This window comes from Pseudomonas bananamidigenes (assembly GCF_001679645.1).
Taxonomy (GTDB): Bacteria; Pseudomonadota; Gammaproteobacteria; order Pseudomonadales; family Pseudomonadaceae; genus Aquipseudomonas; species Aquipseudomonas bananamidigenes.
This window is the reverse complement of sequence record NZ_LRUN01000043.1, coordinates 36,594-54,342: the sequence shown is the minus strand read 5'-3', so window position 1 is coordinate 54,342 and position 17,749 is coordinate 36,594. Positions and strand designations below refer to the sequence as shown.

General features: G+C 57.3%; 16 protein-coding genes and 2 tRNA genes. 2 read left to right on the top strand and 16 right to left on the bottom strand.

What is annotated here, in order from left to right:
• Nucleotides 1-4: 4 nt before the first annotated feature.
• The 10 genes from nusA to rlmE all read right to left on the bottom strand — a co-directional run bounded on the left by nusA (nt 5) and on the right by rlmE (nt 8,571).
• Nucleotides 5-1,486 carry a transcription termination factor NusA gene (nusA, locus tag BBF94_RS16150; RefSeq protein WP_065259980.1) on the bottom strand — a complete coding sequence of 494 codons (1,482 nt, stop codon included), beginning with the start codon at nt 1,484-1,486 and terminating at the stop codon, nt 5-7.
• Between the two features lie 47 nt (nt 1,487-1,533).
• Complete coding sequence (rimP, locus tag BBF94_RS16145; protein WP_065260004.1) at nt 1,534-1,992, bottom strand: ribosome maturation factor RimP; 459 nt, start codon at nt 1,990-1,992, stop codon at nt 1,534-1,536.
• 137 nt (nt 1,993-2,129) lie between these two features.
• Nucleotides 2,130-2,206 (bottom strand) — tRNA-Met (locus tag BBF94_RS16140).
• Between the two features lie 97 nt (nt 2,207-2,303).
• Nucleotides 2,304-2,389, bottom strand: a tRNA-Leu gene (locus tag BBF94_RS16135).
• 22 nt (nt 2,390-2,411) lie between these two features.
• Nucleotides 2,412-2,795 (bottom strand): preprotein translocase subunit SecG, encoded by a 384-nt coding sequence (gene secG / locus BBF94_RS16130; protein ID WP_011332406.1) that lies wholly within the window; start codon nt 2,793-2,795, stop codon nt 2,412-2,414.
• A 4-nt stretch (nt 2,796-2,799) separates the two neighbouring features.
• Complete coding sequence (gene tpiA / locus BBF94_RS16125) at nt 2,800-3,555, bottom strand: triose-phosphate isomerase (RefSeq protein WP_065259979.1); 756 nt, start codon at nt 3,553-3,555, stop codon at nt 2,800-2,802.
• A gap of 65 nt (nt 3,556-3,620) precedes the next feature.
• Complete coding sequence (glmM, locus tag BBF94_RS16120; protein WP_065259978.1) at nt 3,621-4,958, bottom strand: phosphoglucosamine mutase; 1,338 nt, start codon at nt 4,956-4,958, stop codon at nt 3,621-3,623.
• A gap of 16 nt (nt 4,959-4,974) precedes the next feature.
• Entirely contained in the window at nt 4,975-5,826 is an 852-nt protein-coding gene (gene folP / locus BBF94_RS16115) for a dihydropteroate synthase (protein WP_065259977.1), read from the bottom strand.
• A gap of 8 nt (nt 5,827-5,834) precedes the next feature.
• Nucleotides 5,835-7,739, bottom strand: a complete 1,905-nt coding sequence (gene ftsH, locus BBF94_RS16110) for an ATP-dependent zinc metalloprotease FtsH (RefSeq protein ID WP_065259976.1) — start codon at nt 7,737-7,739, stop codon at nt 5,835-5,837.
• Nucleotides 7,740-7,941: 202 nt separating this feature from the next.
• Complete coding sequence (gene rlmE, locus BBF94_RS16105) at nt 7,942-8,571, bottom strand: 23S rRNA (uridine(2552)-2'-O)-methyltransferase RlmE (protein WP_065259975.1); 630 nt, start codon at nt 8,569-8,571, stop codon at nt 7,942-7,944.
• 101 nt (nt 8,572-8,672) lie between these two features.
• Between rlmE and BBF94_RS16100 the strand changes: the two genes are divergently transcribed.
• Nucleotides 8,673-8,981 carry a YhbY family RNA-binding protein gene (locus tag BBF94_RS16100; protein WP_065259974.1) on the top strand — a complete coding sequence of 103 codons (309 nt, stop codon included), beginning with the start codon at nt 8,673-8,675 and terminating at the stop codon, nt 8,979-8,981.
• A 9-nt stretch (nt 8,982-8,990) separates the two neighbouring features.
• On the opposite strand, the gene BBF94_RS16095 is transcribed toward BBF94_RS16100, so the two are convergent.
• From BBF94_RS16095 to carA, 4 genes are all read right to left on the bottom strand, one after another.
• Complete coding sequence (locus BBF94_RS16095; RefSeq protein WP_065259973.1) at nt 8,991-9,395, bottom strand: MFS transporter; 405 nt, start codon at nt 9,393-9,395, stop codon at nt 8,991-8,993.
• A gap of 28 nt (nt 9,396-9,423) precedes the next feature.
• Nucleotides 9,424-9,900 (bottom strand): transcription elongation factor GreA, encoded by a 477-nt coding sequence (gene greA, locus BBF94_RS16090; protein ID WP_007953757.1) that lies wholly within the window; start codon nt 9,898-9,900, stop codon nt 9,424-9,426.
• On the bottom strand, nt 9,897-13,118 hold the full coding sequence (gene carB, locus BBF94_RS16085) for a carbamoyl-phosphate synthase large subunit (RefSeq protein WP_065259972.1): 3,222 nt from the start codon (nt 13,116-13,118) through the stop codon (nt 9,897-9,899). The genes greA and carB overlap by 4 nt, the downstream gene beginning before the upstream one ends.
• Nucleotides 13,119-13,242: 124 nt before the next feature.
• Nucleotides 13,243-14,379, bottom strand: a complete 1,137-nt coding sequence (gene carA / locus BBF94_RS16080; protein ID WP_065259971.1) for a glutamine-hydrolyzing carbamoyl-phosphate synthase small subunit — start codon at nt 14,377-14,379, stop codon at nt 13,243-13,245.
• A 289-nt stretch (nt 14,380-14,668) separates the two neighbouring features.
• On the opposite strand from carA, the gene BBF94_RS16075 reads away from it, so the two are divergent.
• Nucleotides 14,669-16,084 (top strand): DNA cytosine methyltransferase, encoded by a 1,416-nt coding sequence (locus BBF94_RS16075; RefSeq protein WP_065259970.1) that lies wholly within the window; start codon nt 14,669-14,671, stop codon nt 16,082-16,084.
• 1 nt (nt 16,085) lies between these two features.
• On the opposite strand, the gene BBF94_RS16070 is transcribed toward BBF94_RS16075, so the two are convergent.
• Together BBF94_RS16070 and dapB are read right to left on the bottom strand one after the other, a co-directional pair.
• On the bottom strand, nt 16,086-16,856 hold the full coding sequence (locus BBF94_RS16070; RefSeq protein ID WP_065259969.1) for a PmeII family type II restriction endonuclease: 771 nt from the start codon (nt 16,854-16,856) through the stop codon (nt 16,086-16,088).
• A gap of 78 nt (nt 16,857-16,934) precedes the next feature.
• Nucleotides 16,935-17,741, bottom strand: coding sequence for a 4-hydroxy-tetrahydrodipicolinate reductase (dapB, locus tag BBF94_RS16065; RefSeq protein WP_065259968.1), 807 nt, complete (start codon nt 17,739-17,741; stop codon nt 16,935-16,937).
• Nucleotides 17,742-17,749: the final 8 nt, after the last annotated feature.

Below are 17,749 nucleotides of genomic sequence, written 5' to 3'. Positions count from 1 at the left end.
CTAATTACTCGAACCAATGGGCTCGGGCGGCCATGATCAACTTGCCGGCACGCTCTTCGTCGATACCGTCGATGTCGAGCAGGTCGTCAATCGACTGCTCGGCCAGGTCTTCGCGGTTAACTACGCCGCGCACCGCCAGTTCCGCCGCCAGATCCTTGTCCATACCCTCAAGCGAGAGCAGGTCTTCGGCCGGATGGGCGTCTGCCAGTTTTTCCTCAGTAGCGATGGCTTTGGTCAACAGGCGATCCTTGGCACGAGCGCGAAGCTCGTTGACGATGTCTTCGTCAAAGCCGTCGATGTTGAGCATTTCTTCCAACGGTACGTAGGCAATCTCTTCCAGGCTGGTAAAGCCTTCGTCGACCAGCACCTGAGCCAGCTCCTCGTCGACTTCCAGCTCTTCGATGAAGTTGCGCAGGATGTCGCCGGTTTCCGCTTGTTGCTTGGCCTGGATGTCCGACTCGGTCATCACGTTCAGGGTCCAGCCTGTCAGCTGGCTGGCCAGACGCACGTTCTGACCACCACGACCGATGGCCTGAGCCAGGTTGTCTGCGCCGACGGCGATATCCATCGCGTGGGCATCTTCGTCAACGATGATGGCCGCCACTTCCGCCGGCGACATGGCATTGATCACGAACTGCGCCGGGTTGTCGTCCCAAAGGACGATATCGACACGCTCGCCACCCAACTCACCCGACACGGCCTGCACACGCGAACCGCGCATGCCGATGCAGGCACCCTGCGGGTCGATGCGCTTGTCCTTGGAGCGGACGGCAATCTTGGCGCGCGATCCCGGATCACGGGAAGCGGCCATGACTTCGATGAGACCTTCAGCAATTTCCGGCACTTCGATACGGAACAGCTCGATCAGCATTTCCGGCGCGGTGCGCGACAGGATCAACTGCGGGCCACGATTCTCGGTGCGGATTTCCTTGAGCAGCGCACGCAGACGCACGCCGACACGGAAGGTTTCGCGGGAAATGATGTCTTCGCGGGCGAGCAACGCTTCAGCGTTATTGCCCAGATCGACGATCACGTTATCGCGGGTCACTTTTTTCACGGTGCCGGAGATGATTTCACCCAGGCGCTCGCGATAGGCGTCTACCACTTGAGCGCGCTCGGCTTCGCGCACTTTCTGCACGATGACCTGCTTGGCGGTCTGCGCAGCGATGCGGCCGAACTCGATGGATTCGATCTTTTCTTCGACAACGTCACCGACCTTGGCGCCAGGGTGCGTTTCGGCAACCTTGCTTGGCCAGGTTTCGATGGCCGGATCATCGAGGTCATTCTCTTCGACGACCGTCCAGCGACGGAAAGTTTCGTAAGAACCGGTGTGGCGATTGATTTCCACACGCAGATCAACTTCGTCTTCAAAACGCTTTTTGGTAGCGGTGGCCAGAGCCAGCTCCAGCGCTTCAAAAATTACGCTTGCCGGTACGCCCTTTTCATTGGATACCGACTCAACAACCAGCAGTACTTCTTTGCTCATCGTACGCCTCGCCTTTCGCAAGCCATTGGATCCGCGGGATCCGCGTCTCAGTCAAAACTGGGAATAATGTTGGCCTTGTCGATCATATCGATCGGCAACAGGAACTCATGGTCATCTACCTGCACCACGACATCCTGTTCTTCTACACCGCGCAGAAGGCCCTGAAAGTTGCGTCGTCCTTCAAAAGGCGAGCGCAGCCTGATCTTTACTTGTTCACCGGCAAATTTGGCAAACTGCTCAAGAGTGAACAGTGGGCGTTCCATGCCAGGCGAGGAAACTTCAAGGGTGTATTCAACGGAGATCGGATCTTCAACATCCAGCACACCGCTGATCTGACGGCTGACAATGGCACAATCGTCCACCAGCACGCCGCCTTCCTTATCGATATAAACGCGCAACATTGAGTGACGACCTTGAGCCGAGAACTCAATACCCCAGCATTCATAGCCCAGGGCCACGACCACCGGGGCCAACAAGGCCTGCAACTCTTCTAGCTTGCTCGACACCTGAACCCCCTCGTGCATGTATGTGCATGCTTTGCAAAATAAAAAATGGGCGAAACGCCCATCCTTGAAACGCCGTCGAACAGCGGCGTTGAAAGTGTCCAGCTAACAAAAAGCCCCTTAAAAGGGGCTCCTTAAACTGGTTGCGGGGGCCGGATTTGAACCGACGACCTTCGGGTTATGAGCCCGACGAGCTACCAGACTGCTCCACCCCGCGACAAAGCTGGGGCGGAAGTATACGACCGATCCCCTGGAGGGTCAATGTAACCTTCCACCTGCAAGAAAGCCCGCAACAGCGGGCTCTCCTGACTAATTGGTACCGAGAAGGGGACTCGAACCCCTACACCCTATGGGCACAACCACCTCAAGGTTGCGTGTCTACCAATTCCACCACCTCGGCAAAACTACGTTTGAAACTCTTCTTACTTCTGCTCTTGAGCTGGAGGTACGTCAGTCGCTGGAGTAGCCGACTTTTGCTCTTGAAGCACCGGGACATCATCAGAAGCCGGTTGTTGCTTTGGAACTTCCAACACCGCCGGGTTTGGCAATCCTGCTTGAGTCAGCTGATGAGCCTTCTCTTTAGCAAAGTATCCTAACCCCAAGCTGGTTATGAAGAAACCGGCGGCGAGTATAGCAGTAAACTTACTAAGAAAGGTAGAGGAACCTTGGCTTCCGAACACAGTATTTGAAGCACCTGCTCCGAAAGACGCGCCAGCGTCCGCACCCTTACCCTGCTGCAGCAAAACCAGAGCAACTACGCCCAATGCACCCAGCAGATGAAAAACGACTACGACTGTTTCCAGCATTTTTTCAGTTTCCCGCGGCGCGACAAATCGCACCGAACTCATCTGCATTCAGGGAAGCTCCACCAATGAGCCCCCCATCGATATCCGGCATGCCGAACAGTTCGACCGCATTGGCCGCCTTCACGCTGCCGCCGTATAGAAGCCGCACATTTCGAGCAACTTCAGAATTCTCCGCCGCCAACTGCTCACGAATGGCCTTATGCACATCCTGAGCCTGTTGCGGCGTTGCAGTCAGCCCGGTACCAATGGCCCAGACCGGCTCGTATGCGATCACTGCCTTTGCAAAGGCACCGACACCAAGCTCCTCGATGATGCTGCCCAGCTGACGCCCGACAACTTCAAGAGTCTTTCCGGCTTCACGCTGCTCCAGGGTTTCCCCCACACACAACACCGGAATCAAGCCACATGCCTGTGCCGCTGCGAACTTGCGATTCAGCATCCCGTCTCGCTCGCCCATGATCTGGCGGCGCTCGGAATGCCCGACAAGCACCAGGGAACACCCTGCATCCACCAACTGACTCGGCGCAATCTCACCGGTCAATGCACCTTGCATCGACTCCACCGCAGAGTTCTGCGCGCCGACCGAAATCGACTTTCCTTTCAAGCCATCAATCACTTGATTGATATGCAGGCAAGGCGGGAACACCGCGACATCAACACCGCTTGGCAAGGCCAGATGACGAAGGCCGTTGATCAGCTCAGCGACGCTGGCGCGGGTACCGTGCATCTTCCAGTTACCAGCTACCATAGGGCGACGCATGCTGTACCTCGTCGGTCAAAGTGGGCGCAGATGTTACCCAACACAATCAAGACTGGCAAGCTGTATCAGGCAGAAACTTCAGTTACCAGTTTTGCCAGCTCTTCGGCATAGCCACGAACCTGGGTTTCGTCCTCACCTTCGACCATGACGCGCACCAGAGGCTCTGTTCCGGACTTGCGCAGAAGAACACGTCCACGCCCAGCCATGGCTTCGGTCACACGCTTGCTGGCTTCCTTGACAGCCGGGTGCTCGAGAGGACTGTCGCCACCGCCGAAACGCACATTGATCAGCACTTGTGGACATTTGCGCAGGGACTGGCGGGTTTGAGCCAGACCTTCACCGCGAGTCTTGAGCGACATCAGCACCTGCAGGGCCGCGATGATCGCATCACCCGTTGTGGTGTGATTGAAGCAGACGACGTGCCCCGAGTTCTCACCGCCGACCTGCCAGTTGCGCTCCAGCAACTCGGCAATCACATATCGGTCACCCACGTTGGCACGCACAAAAGGAATCCCCAGATCCGCCAGGGCCAGTTCCAGGCCAAGGTTACTCATCAGCGTGCCGACGACACCACCCTGCAACTTGCCACGCTCATGCAGATCGCGAGCAATGATGAAGATCAGCTCATCACCATCGACTATCGCACCGGTATGATCGACCATCAGCACGCGGTCGCCGTCACCATCGAATGCGATCCCCAGATCAGCCTGCTCGGCAAGCACCGCCGCCTGCAATGGCCCCATGTGAGTCGAGCCACAGTTGTCGTTGATGTTCAACCCGTTGGGCTGGGCGGACAGGACGACGACATCGGCACCCAGCTCGCGAAACACACTCGGCGCGACCTTGTAGGTTGCACCGTGCGCGCAGTCGATAACAATCTTCAGACCGGCAAAGCTGGTGTTGGTTGGCACACTGCTCTTGCAGAACTCGATGTAGCGGCCAGAGGCGTCGTTGATTCGCGACACCTTGCCAATCTTGCTCGACTCGACGACGGTCATCGGTGTGTCGAGCAATTCCTCGATCATCAGCTCCAGCTCATCCGGCAATTTGGTACCCCGACCGGAAAAAAACTTGATGCCATTATCATCGTGGGGATTGTGCGAGGCACTGATCACGATACCGGCCTCAGCCTGAAAGGTACGCGCCAGATAAGCGATGGCAGGCGTCGGCATCGGACCAAGCAACATGACATCAGCACCCGCCGATGTCAGACCGGCCTCCAGGGCCGACTCGAACATATACCCGGAAATCCGCGTGTCCTTGCCAACGAGCACCTTGCAGGCGCCCATTTTCCGGAAAGCCATACCGGCAGCCCAGCCAAGCTTGAGCATGAAGTCAGGAGTGATCGGGTACTCGCCAACGCGGCCACGAATGCCGTCGGTACCAAAATATTTCTTGCTCATAAGTGCTCCATCATTCTTATTCGGCTGATTCCACGGCTGCGATCATGCGCACGACATCCACCGTTTCTGCCACATCATGGACGCGCAAAATACGCGCCCCTTTGACCGACGCCAGCGCAGCCAGAGCCAGACCGCCAGAAAGGCGCTCACCCACCGGGCGATCAAGGGTCTGTCCGATCATGCTTTTTCGCGAAACGCCCACCAGCAGAGGTCGACCCAATGCATGGAGGGCTTCCATGTGCTTGAACAAGCTTAGATTGTGCTGAAGGGTTTTGGCGAAGCCGAAGCCCGGATCAAGAATGATCCGTTCGGCGGGTATACCGACCGAGGCGCATCGTTCCATACGCTCGGCGAGAAACTCACCCACTTCCCGGGTGACATCCTGATAATGCGGGTTGTCCTGCATATTGCCGGGCTCACCCAGCATGTGCATCAGGCAGACCGGCAACCCGGTGGCCGCCGCCGCATCCAGAGCGCCGTCACGCTGCAACGATCGAACGTCATTGATCAGCCCAGCCCCCAGACGCGCGGTTTCCCGCATGACGGCAGGGGTCGAGGTATCAACGGATATGATCACATCCAGCTCGCGATTGATCAGCTCGACAATCGGCGCCACACGCTCAAGCTCCTCCAGCGGTGAGACTGCTCGCGCACCTGGCCGAGTGGACTCTCCACCCACGTCGATCAACGTTGCACCGGCAGAAACCATCGCCTCGGCGTGACGCAACGCTGCATCAAGCTGGCTGTATCGGCCACCATCGGAAAAGGAATCGGGAGTGACATTGAGAATGCCCATGACGTGCGTCCGGGCCAAATCAAGAACCCGGCTGCCGCAAGGCAACCGGGTCAGGGACTGTACAGAAATCATTTCAAACCTTAAACGTCAGCAGCCGGACCGCCAATCGGTGTTTCCGGACGCTCATCCCGAACAACCGGAGGCGGTGTGCCGGCGCCACCCGACCAGTCACGAGGCTCACGAGGCGTGCGTCCTGCCATGATGTCGTCGATCTGCTCGGAGTCGATAGTCTCGTACTTCATGAGGGCGTCGGCCATGGCGTCAAGCTTGTCACGGTTGTCCGTCAAAATCTGCTTGGCGGTGCCATAACACTGATCGATGATGCTGCGCACTTCCGAGTCGATCAACTTGGCTGTTTCACCGGAAAAACTGGCGTTCTGACCACCTCCGCCACGACCGAGGAACACTTCGCCTTCTTCCTCCGCATACATCAACGGACCGAGTTTTTCAGACAGGCCCCACTTGGTCACCATGTTCCGTGCAATCTGGCTGGCACGCATGATGTCGTTGGAGGCGCCAGTGGTCACTCCGTCGAAGCCCAGAGTCATTTCCTCAGCAATACGGCCGCCGTACAGCGAGCAGATCTGGCTGATCAGCGCGCGTTTGGACAGGCTGTAGCGATCTTCTTCCGGCAGGAACATGGTCACACCCAGCGCACGGCCGCGAGGAATGATCGAAACCTTGTAGACCGGATCATGCTCTGGCACGACACGACCGACGATTGCGTGGCCTGCTTCGTGATAAGCGGTGTTCTGCTTTTCTTTCTCGGACATGACCATGGATTTGCGCTCGGCGCCCATCATGATCTTGTCCTTTGCCAGCTCGAACTCTTTCATTTCAACGATGCGCTTGCCGGCACGGGCAGCGAACAGCGAAGCCTCGTTGACCAGGTTGGCCAGATCGGCACCGGAGAAGCCCGGAGTACCGCGCGCGATAACGGCCGGAGCAACGTCGTCACCCATTGGCACCTTGCGCATGTGCACCTTGAGGATCTGCTCGCGACCACGGATGTCCGGCAGACCTACGACAACCTGACGGTCGAAACGACCAGGACGCAGCAAGGCAGGATCCAGCACATCAGGACGGTTGGTTGCAGCAATGACGATGATGCCGTCATTCATTTCGAAACCGTCCATCTCCACCAGCAACTGGTTGAGGGTCTGTTCGCGCTCGTCGTGACCACCACCCATGCCGGCGCCACGATGGCGACCAACGGCGTCGATCTCGTCGATGAAGATAATGCAGGGGGCGTGCTTCTTGGCCTGTTCGAACATGTCACGAACACGGCTGGCGCCGACACCGACGAACATTTCGACGAAGTCGGAACCGGAAATGGTGAAGAACGGCACCTTGGCTTCGCCGGCAATTGCCTTGGCCAGCAAGGTTTTACCGGTACCAGGAGGACCGACCATCAGTACGCCGCGAGGAATGCGACCGCCCAGGCGCTGAAACTTGCCCGGATCGCGAAGAAACTCTACCAGCTCACCAACTTCTTCCTTGGCTTCGTCGCAACCGGCAACGTCCGACAGCGTGGTCTTCACCTGATCTTCGGAGAGCAGGCGAGCCTTGCTCTTGCCAAAGCTCATCGGCCCGCCCTTGCCACCTGCGCCGCCCTGCATCTGGCGCATGAAGAACATGAATACCGCAATGATGACCAGAATCGGGAAGCTGGCCACCAGAAGCTGGGTCCAGATGCTTTGCTGCTCAGGCTGCTTGCCTTCGACCACGACATGGTTGTCGACCAGATCGCCGATCAGGCCATTGTCCTGGATCGCCGGACGAATGGTCTTGAAGCTGTCGCCATCGTTGCGCTTGCCGGTAATCACGTAGCCATCGACGGCCACGCGCTCGACCTTGCCATCCTTGACCTGCTGGATGAAGTCGGAATAGTTGAGGGTCTGCGGCTCGTTAGGGCTGGAGAAGTTGTTCATCACCGTCACCAGGACAGCCGCGATGATCAACCACAGGATCAGATTCTTTGCCATATCGTTCAATTAACTACCCTCTGAAGCAAGCTCCGCTGATGGCGCGCGCTTCGCATGATATTCACCGGCCTAACTTACTACATTACCTACAGCTCTGGCAGGCGCCGTCTGTAACCCTTTGTGAAACACTTTCTACACAATATTCGCTTATGCACGGAGGGCAAAATACGAAAAACCTATCACCCCGCCCAAAAAACTCGTTTTACATGCTACCGCCGCGGTAGCCCCAAGCCAGCATGTATTGCTCGCGGGAACTGTCACGGGAAGAATCCGGCTTGATCATCTGGACCTTGTCGAATTTCTGACGAGCGTCCTTCAGATAAGTGTCGAACCCTTCTCCCTGGAAAATCTTGATCAGAAAATTACCACCCGGCTTGAGTATCCGCTCTGCCAGATCCAGCGCCAGCTCGCACAAAAACATGGCTTTCGGCATATCTACGGCAGGCGTACCACTCATATTGGGGGCCATATCGGAAATCACAAGGTCCACTTGCGAATTACCCACGGCTTCAAGGATCTGAGCCAGCACCTCATCCTGGGTGAAATCCCCCTGAATGAAGGTCACGTCCGGAATGCCGTCCATTTCCAGAATGTCCGAGGCGATCAGACGGCCCTGACCACCGATCAGACGACTGGTAACCTGCGACCAGCCACCGGGCGCAGCACCCAGATCGACCACGCTCATGCCGGGACGAATCAGTTTGTATTTCTCCTGGACCTCCAGAAGCTTGTAACTCGCACGCGAGCGGTAGCCGTCCTTCTGCGCCTGTTTCACATAAGGATCGTTGACATGTCGTTTCAGCCAACCAAGGCTTGTCTTGGAACGCGCCATTGGGCACCTCGTTGATTAGGGTCGTGATTAATTGGGCGGATCCACGAGCCCTCGGGTAAAATGGCCGCCATTTTACAGAATCCAGACGAAAGGGTCAGATTATGCCGCTCACTCCAGAGCAGAAGAAACAGTACAAATCCATTGGTCACCATCTGAAACCGGTATTGATCGTGGCGGACAACGGTTTGACCGAGGGTGTTCTAGCCGAACTCGAGCGCGCCCTGGCGGACCATGAGCTGATCAAGATCAAGCTCAACATCCTCGATCGCGAGGATCGCCTGGCGTCCATTGCAGAACTGTGCAAGGCCGGCAAAGCCGATCTGGTTCAGGTCATCGGCAAAATGGCACTTATTTACCGCAGGAACTTCAACGTCAACAAGCAGCTGTCGAACGTTCATCGCTTCAAGTGATGAACAGGGTCAAGGGTGTGCTTCGCGCACCCTGGCACTCCACCCCGGCACCGGCTGCATCACCAGTACCAGTCCGGAAAACCCCAGAACAAGATAACTGAATACCTGCCAGCGCTGCGCATCCGGCCAGCCGACACGCACGGCGACATACATCGCACTCGCATACAGCGCCATCAGCAACACTTGCCCACGAAAATCCCGCCATAAACTGGCAAGGCCCTCGGCCCGCACCAGTACCAAGGCCTGAAAAATCACGCACGCGGCAGCGAAACCCACCACCGGTACTTCAAACGCACTGGCGACCTCGTCGATCAGCAGCGGTGCGAGACCAATCTGGCCCAGCACCGGCCGCAGACCGAGGTGCACCAGCCATAAACCGCCAACCCACAGCATCTGGGTCAGCTGCCAGAGCATGGCACCCGCACGCAGCGGGCGCCTTGTCTCAGATGTGACGGACTTCGACAATCTCATACTCGATATCGCCGCCCGGCGTTTTCACGACGACTGTATCGCCCTCTTCCTTGGCGATCAGGGCGCGGGCGATCGGCGAGCCGACCGAAATCTTCCCGAGTTTGATGTCCGCTTCGTCCTCACCCACGATCTGGTAAGTCACGCTTTCGTCGGTCTCGACGTTGGCGATCTCGACGGTCGTGCCGAAAATCACTTTGCCGGTGTGCGGAATGGTCGTCACGTCGATGATCACCGCATTCTGCAGACGACCCTCGATATCACGAATACGCGCCTCGACCATGCCTTGTTGCTCACGGGCAGCATGGTATTCAGCGTTTTCCTTCAAATCACCCAACTCGCGGGCCGTACCGATGTCCTGGCTGAGCTTCGGACGAACGACCTTGGTCAGGTGAGCATGCTCTTCTTCCAGGGCCTTGGAGCCCTGGACGGTCATTGGGTATTTATTCATGCCTTCAATCCTGCGTGTAGATCCTGCAAGCGGCGTACGGTCTTCTCAGGACCGAACTTCAGCGCTTCGCAGATCGCTTCGCCAGCAGCAATAGTGGTGGTGCAGTAGATCTTGTGCTGCAAAGCGTTACGACGAATGGAGTAAGAGTCGGCGATCGACTGGCGACCCTCGGTGGTGTTGATGATCAAAGTGACTTCGTCATTCTTGATCATGTCGACCACGTGCGGACGGCCCTCGGTCACCTTGTTCACGCGACGCACTTTCAGGCCTGCGGCTTCGATCAGCTTGGCAGTGCCGGCGGTGGCGACCACTTCGAAGCCCAAGTTGATCAGATCGCGGGCCACGCCTGCAACCAGAGGTTTGTCATCGTCACGCACGCTGATGAACGCGGTACCACCGGTCGGCAGCACTTCGCTGGCGCCCATCTGGGCTTTGGCAAAGGCTTCGCCGAAGGTGTCGCCGACGCCCATCACTTCACCGGTGGACTTCATCTCCGGGCCGAGGATCGGGTCTACGCCAGGGAACTTGGCGAACGGGAACACCGCCTCTTTCACGCTGTAGAAGTTCGGAATGATCTCCTTGGTGAAGCCGATTTCCTTCAAGGTCTTACCGGCCATCACGCGGGCAGCGATCATCGCCAGGGAAACACCGATGCACTTCGACACGAACGGCACGGTACGGGAAGCGCGCGGGTTGACTTCGATGACGTAGATGTCTTCGCCCTGCAATGCCAACTGAACGTTCATCAGGCCGACCACACCCAGTTCCAGGGCCATTTTCTTGACCTGTTCGCGCATCTCGTCCTGGATGTGTGCCGGCAGCGAGTACGGCGGCAGCGAACATGCGGAGTCACCGGAGTGAACGCCCGCCTGTTCGATGTGCTGCATGATTGCGCCGATCACTACGTCCTTGCCGTCGCAGACCGCATCCACGTCCATCTCGATGGCGCAGTTGAGGAAGTGGTCGAGCAGCACCGGGCTGTCGTTCGACACTTGCACCGCGTCACGCAGGTAACGCTTGAGTTCTTCTTCCTTGTAGACGATTTCCATCGCCCGACCGCCCAGTACGTAGGACGGACGCACCACCAGCGGGTAACCGATCTTCGCGGCCGCACGGACAGCTTCATCTTCGCTGCGTACGGTAGCGTTTGGCGGCTGACGCAGATTCAGACGTTCAACCATTTGCTGGAAGCGTTCACGGTCCTCCGCGCGGTCGATGGCGTCAGGGCTGGTACCGATGATCGGCACACCGGCCGCTTCGAGGGCGCGAGCCAGTTTCAGAGGCGTCTGGCCGCCGTACTGGACGATCACGCCTTTCGGCTTCTCGACACGGCAGATTTCCAGCACGTCTTCCAGGGTCACCGGCTCGAAGTACAGGCGGTCGGAAGTGTCGTAGTCGGTCGATACGGTTTCCGGGTTGCAGTTGACCATGATGGTCTCGTAACCGTCATCGCGCAGGGCCAGTGCCGCGTGTACGCAGCAGTAGTCGAACTCGATGCCCTGGCCGATACGGTTAGGGCCACCACCGAGAATGATGATCTTGTCGCGACCGGACGGCGCCGCTTCGCACTCTTCCTCGTAGGTCGAGTACAGGTAGGCAGTGTCGGTGGCGAACTCGGCAGCGCAGGTGTCGACGCGCTTGTAGACCGGGAACACTTCCAGCTTGTGGCGGTGAGTGCGCAGGTTCTTCTCGGTAACGCCCAGCAGTTTGGCCAGACGCTGGTCGGAGAAGCCCTTGCGCTTCAATCTGAACATCAGGTCGCGGTCGATTGCGGACAGACCGAGGGTCTTGACCTTCTCTTCATCCTTGATCAGATCTTCGATCTGTACCAGGAACCACGGGTCGATCATGTTCATGCCGAAGATTTCTTCGACAGTCATACCGGCGCGGAAGGCGTCCGCCACGTACCAGATCCGCTCGGCACCCGGCACGGTCAATTCGCGCTTGAGCACGCTCATGCTTTCCGGGTTGCTCAGGTCGACTTTCTCGTCCAGGCCGCAAACACCCACTTCGAGACCGCGCAGAGCTTTCTGCAGGGACTCCTGGAAGGTACGGCCGATGGCCATGACTTCGCCTACGGACTTCATTTGAGTGGTCAGACGCGCGTCAGCGTTGGCGAACTTCTCGAACGCGAAGCGCGGCATCTTGGTGACGACGTAGTCGATGGACGGCTCGAACGACGCCGGGGTCTTGCCACCAGTGATGTCGTTCGACAGCTCGTCGAGGGTGTAGCCGACGGCCAGTTTTGCAGCAACCTTGGCGATCGGGAAACCGGTGGCTTTCGAAGCCAGGGCCGACGAGCGCGATACACGCGGGTTCATTTCGATCACGACCATACGGCCAGTGTTCGGGCAGATACCGAACTGCACGTTGGAACCGCCGGTCTCGACGCCGATCTCGCGCAGTACCGCCAGCGAGGCGTTACGCAGGATCTGGTATTCCTTGTCGGTCAGGGTCTGGGCCGGAGCGACGGTGATCGAGTCACCGGTGTGCACGCCCATCGGGTCGAAGTTTTCGATCGAGCAGACGATGATGCAGTTGTCCTTTTTGTCGCGGACAACTTCCATTTCATACTCTTTCCAGCCGATCAGCGATTCGTCGATCAGCAGTTCCTTGGTCGGCGACAGGTCCAGACCGCGGGCGCAGATTTCTTCGAACTCTTCACGGTTGTACGCAATACCACCACCGGTGCCGCCCATGGTGAAGGACGGACGGATGATGCACGGGAAGCCCAGGCGCTCGAGCACGGCGTTGGCTTCTTCCATGCTGTGGGCGATACCGGAACGCGGGCATTCCAGACCGATGGCTTTCATCGCCTTGTCGAAACGCGAGCGGTCTTCGGCCTTGTCGATGGTATCGGCGTTGGCGCCGATCATTTCCACGCCGAATTTTTCCAGGACGCCTTCGCGCTCCAGGTCCAGGGCGCAGTTCAGCGCGGTCTGGCCGCCCATGGTCGGAAGCACCGCATCCGGACGCTCTTTTTCGATGATCTTGGCAACGGTCTGCCATTTGATCGGCTCGATGTAGGTGGCGTCGGCCATGTCCGGGTCGGTCATGATGGTGGCCGGGTTGGAGTTCACCAGGATGACGCGGTAGCCCTCTTCACGCAGGGCCTTGCAGGCCTGGGCGCCGGAGTAGTCGAATTCACAGGCCTGGCCGATAACGATCGGGCCAGCGCCGAGAATCAGGATGCTTTTAATGTCTGTACGTTTTGGCATGGGTTGTCACTCAAATCCGCAGGTCAGTCGGCAAGCCGTCTTGATCGATTTCTGAAGTCCTGAAGGGGCCGCCGGTTCCGGGGCCGCCTTCGAGAGCTTCTCGCTACAGTCTCAAGGCGAACGCTTAGCGTCGCTTGGCCATCTCGTTGATGAAGCGGTCAAACAGGGGCGCCACATCGTTCGGGCCCGGACTGGCTTCAGGGTGACCCTGGAAGCTGAACGCGCTCTTGTCGGTGCGCTCGATACCTTGCAGGGTGCCGTCGAACAGCGATTTGTGGATCGCGCGGACGTTGGCTGGCAGGGTCGCTTCGTCAACCGCAAAACCGTGGTTCTGACTGGTGATCATCACTACGCCAGTGTCCAGATCCTGAACCGGGTGGTTGGCACCATGGTGGCCGTGGCCCATCTTCAGAGTCTTGGCGCCGGAGGCCAGGGCCAGCAACTGGTGACCGAGGCAGATGCCGAACACCGGAATCTCGGTTTCCAGCACTTCCTTGATCGCCTTGATCGCGTAGTCGCAAGGCTCCGGATCGCCAGGGCCGTTGGACAGGAACACGCCATCCGGATTCAGGGCCAGCACGTCGGCTGCCGGGGTTTGCGCCGGCACGACAGTCACGCGGCAGCCGCGCTCGACCAGCATGCGCAGGATGTTGACCTTGACGCCGTAGTCGTAGGCAACCACGTGGTATGGCAGCTCGGAGGCTTCGATGGTCGCATGGCTGTCGGTTTTCAGCTCCCATACAGTGGAGCGCCATTCGTACTGGGTCTTGGTGCTGACGACTTTCGCCAGATCCATGCCCTTGAGGCCCGGGAAGCCTTGCGCAGCGGCGATGGCCGCTTCTTCGGAGATGTTGTCGCCGGCCATGATGCAGCCGTTCTGGGCGCCTTTTTCACGCAGGATGCGGGTCAGGCGACGGGTGTCGATACCGGCGATCGCCACAACGTTGTTGGCTTTCAGGTAATCGGACAGGGACATCGTGTTACGCCAGTTGCTTGCTACCAGCGGCAGGTCACGGATGACCAGGCCGGCGGACCAGACGCGATTGGATTCGGCGTCTTCCGGCGTGGTGCCGGTGTTGCCGATGTGCGGGTAAGTCAGGGTAACGATCTGCTGGGCGTAGGAAGGATCGGTAAGGATTTCCTGATAGCCGGTCATTGCGGTGTTGAACACCACCTCACCAACGGTCTGGCCGTCGGCTCCAATGGCTTCGCCGCGAAAAATGCTGCCATCAGCAAGGGCGAGTATGGCTGGCTTAGTCAAGAAGACCTCCCGTAAATAACGCATGAAAGGGCAATCGCAGGTTGTAAAAAAGCGGAGTGACGTATGGACACGTCACCCCGCTTCTTCACTGGAATTATTCTGCGCGCTTTTAGTGGACACACTAAAGCTGTAGCTTACAGCAAAGACCTAAAACCCGAAAGGGCTGAACCGCTACAAACCTATCCCCCCGAAGGCTAGCGGTATGCCACCACACCACCGGGACGGTTGACACGACCTAGACCCTGTCTAGAATAGGTACCCATCCTAAGTTTCGAAAAAGAAACACTGAATGAGTACCCATATCAGCATTGCTGACGCCGCCTTACTACTTAACGTCAGTACGCAGCGAGTCAGAACCCTTTGCCGTAGCGGCGTAATCCAGTCCGGAAAAATCGGTAAAACCTGGATCGTCGATCAAGCCAGCTTAAAGAATTACGGGCTCCGAACCGCACATATGATTGCAGAAGACCATCCCGCCTACCCCGTACAAGCATCATCAAACGCGCGCAGACCAATCGCACTGAGCTTTTTCTCTGGAGCCATGGGCCTTGATCTTGGCCTTGAAAAAGCCGGGTTCGATATTCGTCTTGCCTGCGAATCGAACAAACATTGCCGACAGACCATCGCGCTTAACAGACCCAATACCGCACTGCTTGGCGATATAAACGACTGCACCATGGAACAGGTGTTAGAAGCAGCACAAGTCACTCATCAAGAGGTGGATCTCATTGTCGGAGGGCCTCCCTGCCAGGCTTTCAGTACAGCTGGCAAACGCAAGGCGTTCAACGATGATCGCGGTAACGCATTCCTCAAATACATCGACCTTGCCATAGAAATTCGCCCACGCTTCATTGTCATAGAGAATGTACGCGGCCTGCTTTCCTGCCCAATGGATCACCGACCACACAATCAACGTGGTACTGATTTTCCTGATTTATCCCTCGACGAAATGAAAGGCGGAGCGCTCAATTTCGTCATAAGCGTGCTCAAACGCGCGGGCTACACATGCACCTTTAACTTGTACAACTCGGCAAATTTCGGAACACCGCAGATTCGCGAGCGAGTCATCATCGTATGCTCTCGCGATGGCAAAGAGGCGCCTTTTCTCACGCCAACTCACTCTGAAGATGGCTCTCATAACCTGCCGAAATGGAACAGCTTCCGCAGCGCGGTCAAAGGTTTAGAGCAGCACACCCACCTAAACTTTCCAGAAAAACGACTTAAATATTACCGCATGCTCAAAGCCGGAGAGAACTGGCGCAGCCTTACGCCGATTTTGCAACAAGAAGCACTTGGAAAATCGTATTTTTCCGGCGGCGGCAAAACCGGGTTTCTACGACGTCTTCACTGGGAAAAACCGTCGCCAACTTTAGTGACTCACCCAGCGATGCCAGCAACTGACCTCGCACACCCGGAAGAAGACCGACCACTGTCGATCCAGGAATACAAACGTATCCAAGAATTTCCAGATGATTGGCAATTGGCCGGCCCCCTAATTGAACAATATAAGCAGGTAGGCAATGCAGTGCCTGTTAGCCTCGGTTACGCGGTAGGAAAGCTAATCCGCGAACTTCTAAACGGAAACAACCTAACACCACCTAAAGACTTTCGCTTTTCGCGCTATCAGGCAACGTCGCATACTGACTGGTTACAACTGTTCGAACAACAGAAACAGAAGCACCAGTTCAGTCTGGAGCTTGCTTGACTTACAGGTGGGCGGGCTTGCGCCTGCTCACCTTCGGCTGATCGGTTGATGAGTTTAGCTGAACAAGACGATCCCATCGAATGGCCCCCTCCTCGTCGCAAAACTCGATAGTAAATTCCCTAGTAAACTTATTAACCATCTGAGCGTAAGACGCTTGGAACTCGGCGTTGCGCTCCTGAGCCTGATACCCCAAAGGCTCAATTAGCTCAACATATAGATTTTCATCCCCAGAAATAAACTCCCAGAACCGCTGCCCACAAAGCTTGCTGTAGTCCCCCTTGTCCGGCTTATTGTCTCGACCATAGCAACAGCCGTTCACCGCAACAATATTCAGTCCAGATTGACTGGTTCGCAAAGTGCGTTGCGCTGTTTTGAAGTTGGAGCGCATTTGAGCAATTTGCGAGCTATTACCCCAGTTAGGGCCGGATTTAATCGCCACCAAGTGACGACGTCCGCCTTTGTCAAATTCCAGATCAACGCCCGCAACGGCCGATTTCCAACCACCGTAAGTTTTTCCATTAATAAATATCGCCAACCCCTCCAGCCAATCTCCAAACAACGTTTCTTCATTGGAGGAGACGTGCGCGTCAAGAATCCCGCGGACAATTTGCTCTGCCGTCTGTACGTTTTTTGCTTTAAACATATAGGGATTTTTACGTTTGAGGACATCTTTAAGCCTCAACAACGACAGGCTATCTAAGCGCTTCTGATGAAATATGCCGATATTCTCTTCAACATATTTAGCCACGTCGGCCAGATCTAAGGGTCGCATCCGCCACATTCCCTATTCGAATGAAATTTTAGGCAAAACAAAGGCGCTTTACGCGCCTTAGTTTTAAGAAGCAATAGCTTACTTCAAATCGAGCACGTCCTGCATGTCGTAAAGACCGGGCTCGCGAGCATCCAGCCACAACGCCGCACGCACCGCCCCCTTGGCGAACGTCATGCGACTCGAAGCCTTGTGGGTAATCTCCAGGCGCTCGCCCTCGCAGGCGAACAGCACCGTGTGATCGCCCACCACATCACCACCGCGAACAGTGGCGAAACCGATGGTTTCACGCTCACGGGCACCGGTATGCCCTTCACGGCCATAGACCGCGACCTTCTGCAGGTCACGATCCAGCGCATTGGCAATCACCTCACCCATGCGCAGGGCCGTGCCCGACGGCGCATCGATCTTGTGCCGGTGATGGGCTTCGATGATTTCGATATCCGCATCATCTCCCAGCACCCGAGCCGCCATGTCGAGCAGCTTCAGCGACAGATTCACACCGACACTGAAGTTGGCCGCGAAGACGATCGGAATATCCTTGCCCGCCTCGGCCAGCAACTGCTTCTGGGCGGCATCCAGCCCGGTCGTGCCGATCACCATGGCCTTGCCGGCCTTGCGGCAGAACGCCAGGTTCTTCAGCATGACCTCCGGCAGAGTGAAGTCGATCAGGACATCAAATTCTTCCGCGACCGATTCCAGATTCCCGGACAGCGGCACGCCGATTCGACCCAGCGACGCCAGCTCACCGGCGTCCACCCCGATCAACGTACTGCCCGGACGAACGACGGCAGCCGTCAGACCGGTCAGCGGCGCGCGCTGCTGCACGGCTTCGACCAGAATCTTGCCCATGCGCCCGGCGGCGCCCATCACAGCTATACGTCGCATGCCGACTC

Excerpts from the sequence above, each read along its gene's own strand:
- BBF94_RS16095 (WP_065259973.1), bottom strand. The coding sequence starts at position 9,395 with ATGCTCTGGCAGCTGACCCAGATGCTGTGGGTTGGCGGTTTATGGCTG.
- BBF94_RS16100 (WP_065259974.1), top strand. The coding sequence starts at position 8,673 with ATGCCGCTCACTCCAGAGCAGAAGAAACAGTACAAATCCATTGGTCAC.
- BBF94_RS16075 (WP_065259970.1), top strand. The coding sequence starts at position 14,669 with ATGAGTACCCATATCAGCATTGCTGACGCCGCCTTACTACTTAACGTC.
- ftsH (WP_065259976.1), bottom strand. The coding sequence starts at position 7,739 with ATGGCAAAGAATCTGATCCTGTGGTTGATCATCGCGGCTGTCCTGGTG.
- tpiA (WP_065259979.1), bottom strand. The coding sequence starts at position 3,555 with ATGCGTCGCCCTATGGTAGCTGGTAACTGGAAGATGCACGGTACCCGC.
- secG (WP_011332406.1), bottom strand. The coding sequence starts at position 2,795 with ATGCTGGAAACAGTCGTAGTCGTTTTTCATCTGCTGGGTGCATTGGGC.
- carB (WP_065259972.1), bottom strand. The coding sequence starts at position 13,118 with ATGCCAAAACGTACAGACATTAAAAGCATCCTGATTCTCGGCGCTGGC.
- dapB (WP_065259968.1), bottom strand. The coding sequence starts at position 17,741 with ATGCGACGTATAGCTGTGATGGGCGCCGCCGGGCGCATGGGCAAGATT.
- nusA (WP_065259980.1), bottom strand. The coding sequence starts at position 1,486 with ATGAGCAAAGAAGTACTGCTGGTTGTTGAGTCGGTATCCAATGAAAAG.
- rlmE (WP_065259975.1), bottom strand. The coding sequence starts at position 8,571 with ATGGCGCGTTCCAAGACAAGCCTTGGTTGGCTGAAACGACATGTCAAC.
- BBF94_RS16070 (WP_065259969.1), bottom strand. The coding sequence starts at position 16,856 with ATGCGACCCTTAGATCTGGCCGACGTGGCTAAATATGTTGAAGAGAAT.
- folP (WP_065259977.1), bottom strand. The coding sequence starts at position 5,826 with ATGATTTCTGTACAGTCCCTGACCCGGTTGCCTTGCGGCAGCCGGGTT.
- greA (WP_007953757.1), bottom strand. The coding sequence starts at position 9,900 with ATGAATAAATACCCAATGACCGTCCAGGGCTCCAAGGCCCTGGAAGAA.
- glmM (WP_065259978.1), bottom strand. The coding sequence starts at position 4,958 with ATGAGCAAGAAATATTTTGGTACCGACGGCATTCGTGGCCGCGTTGGC.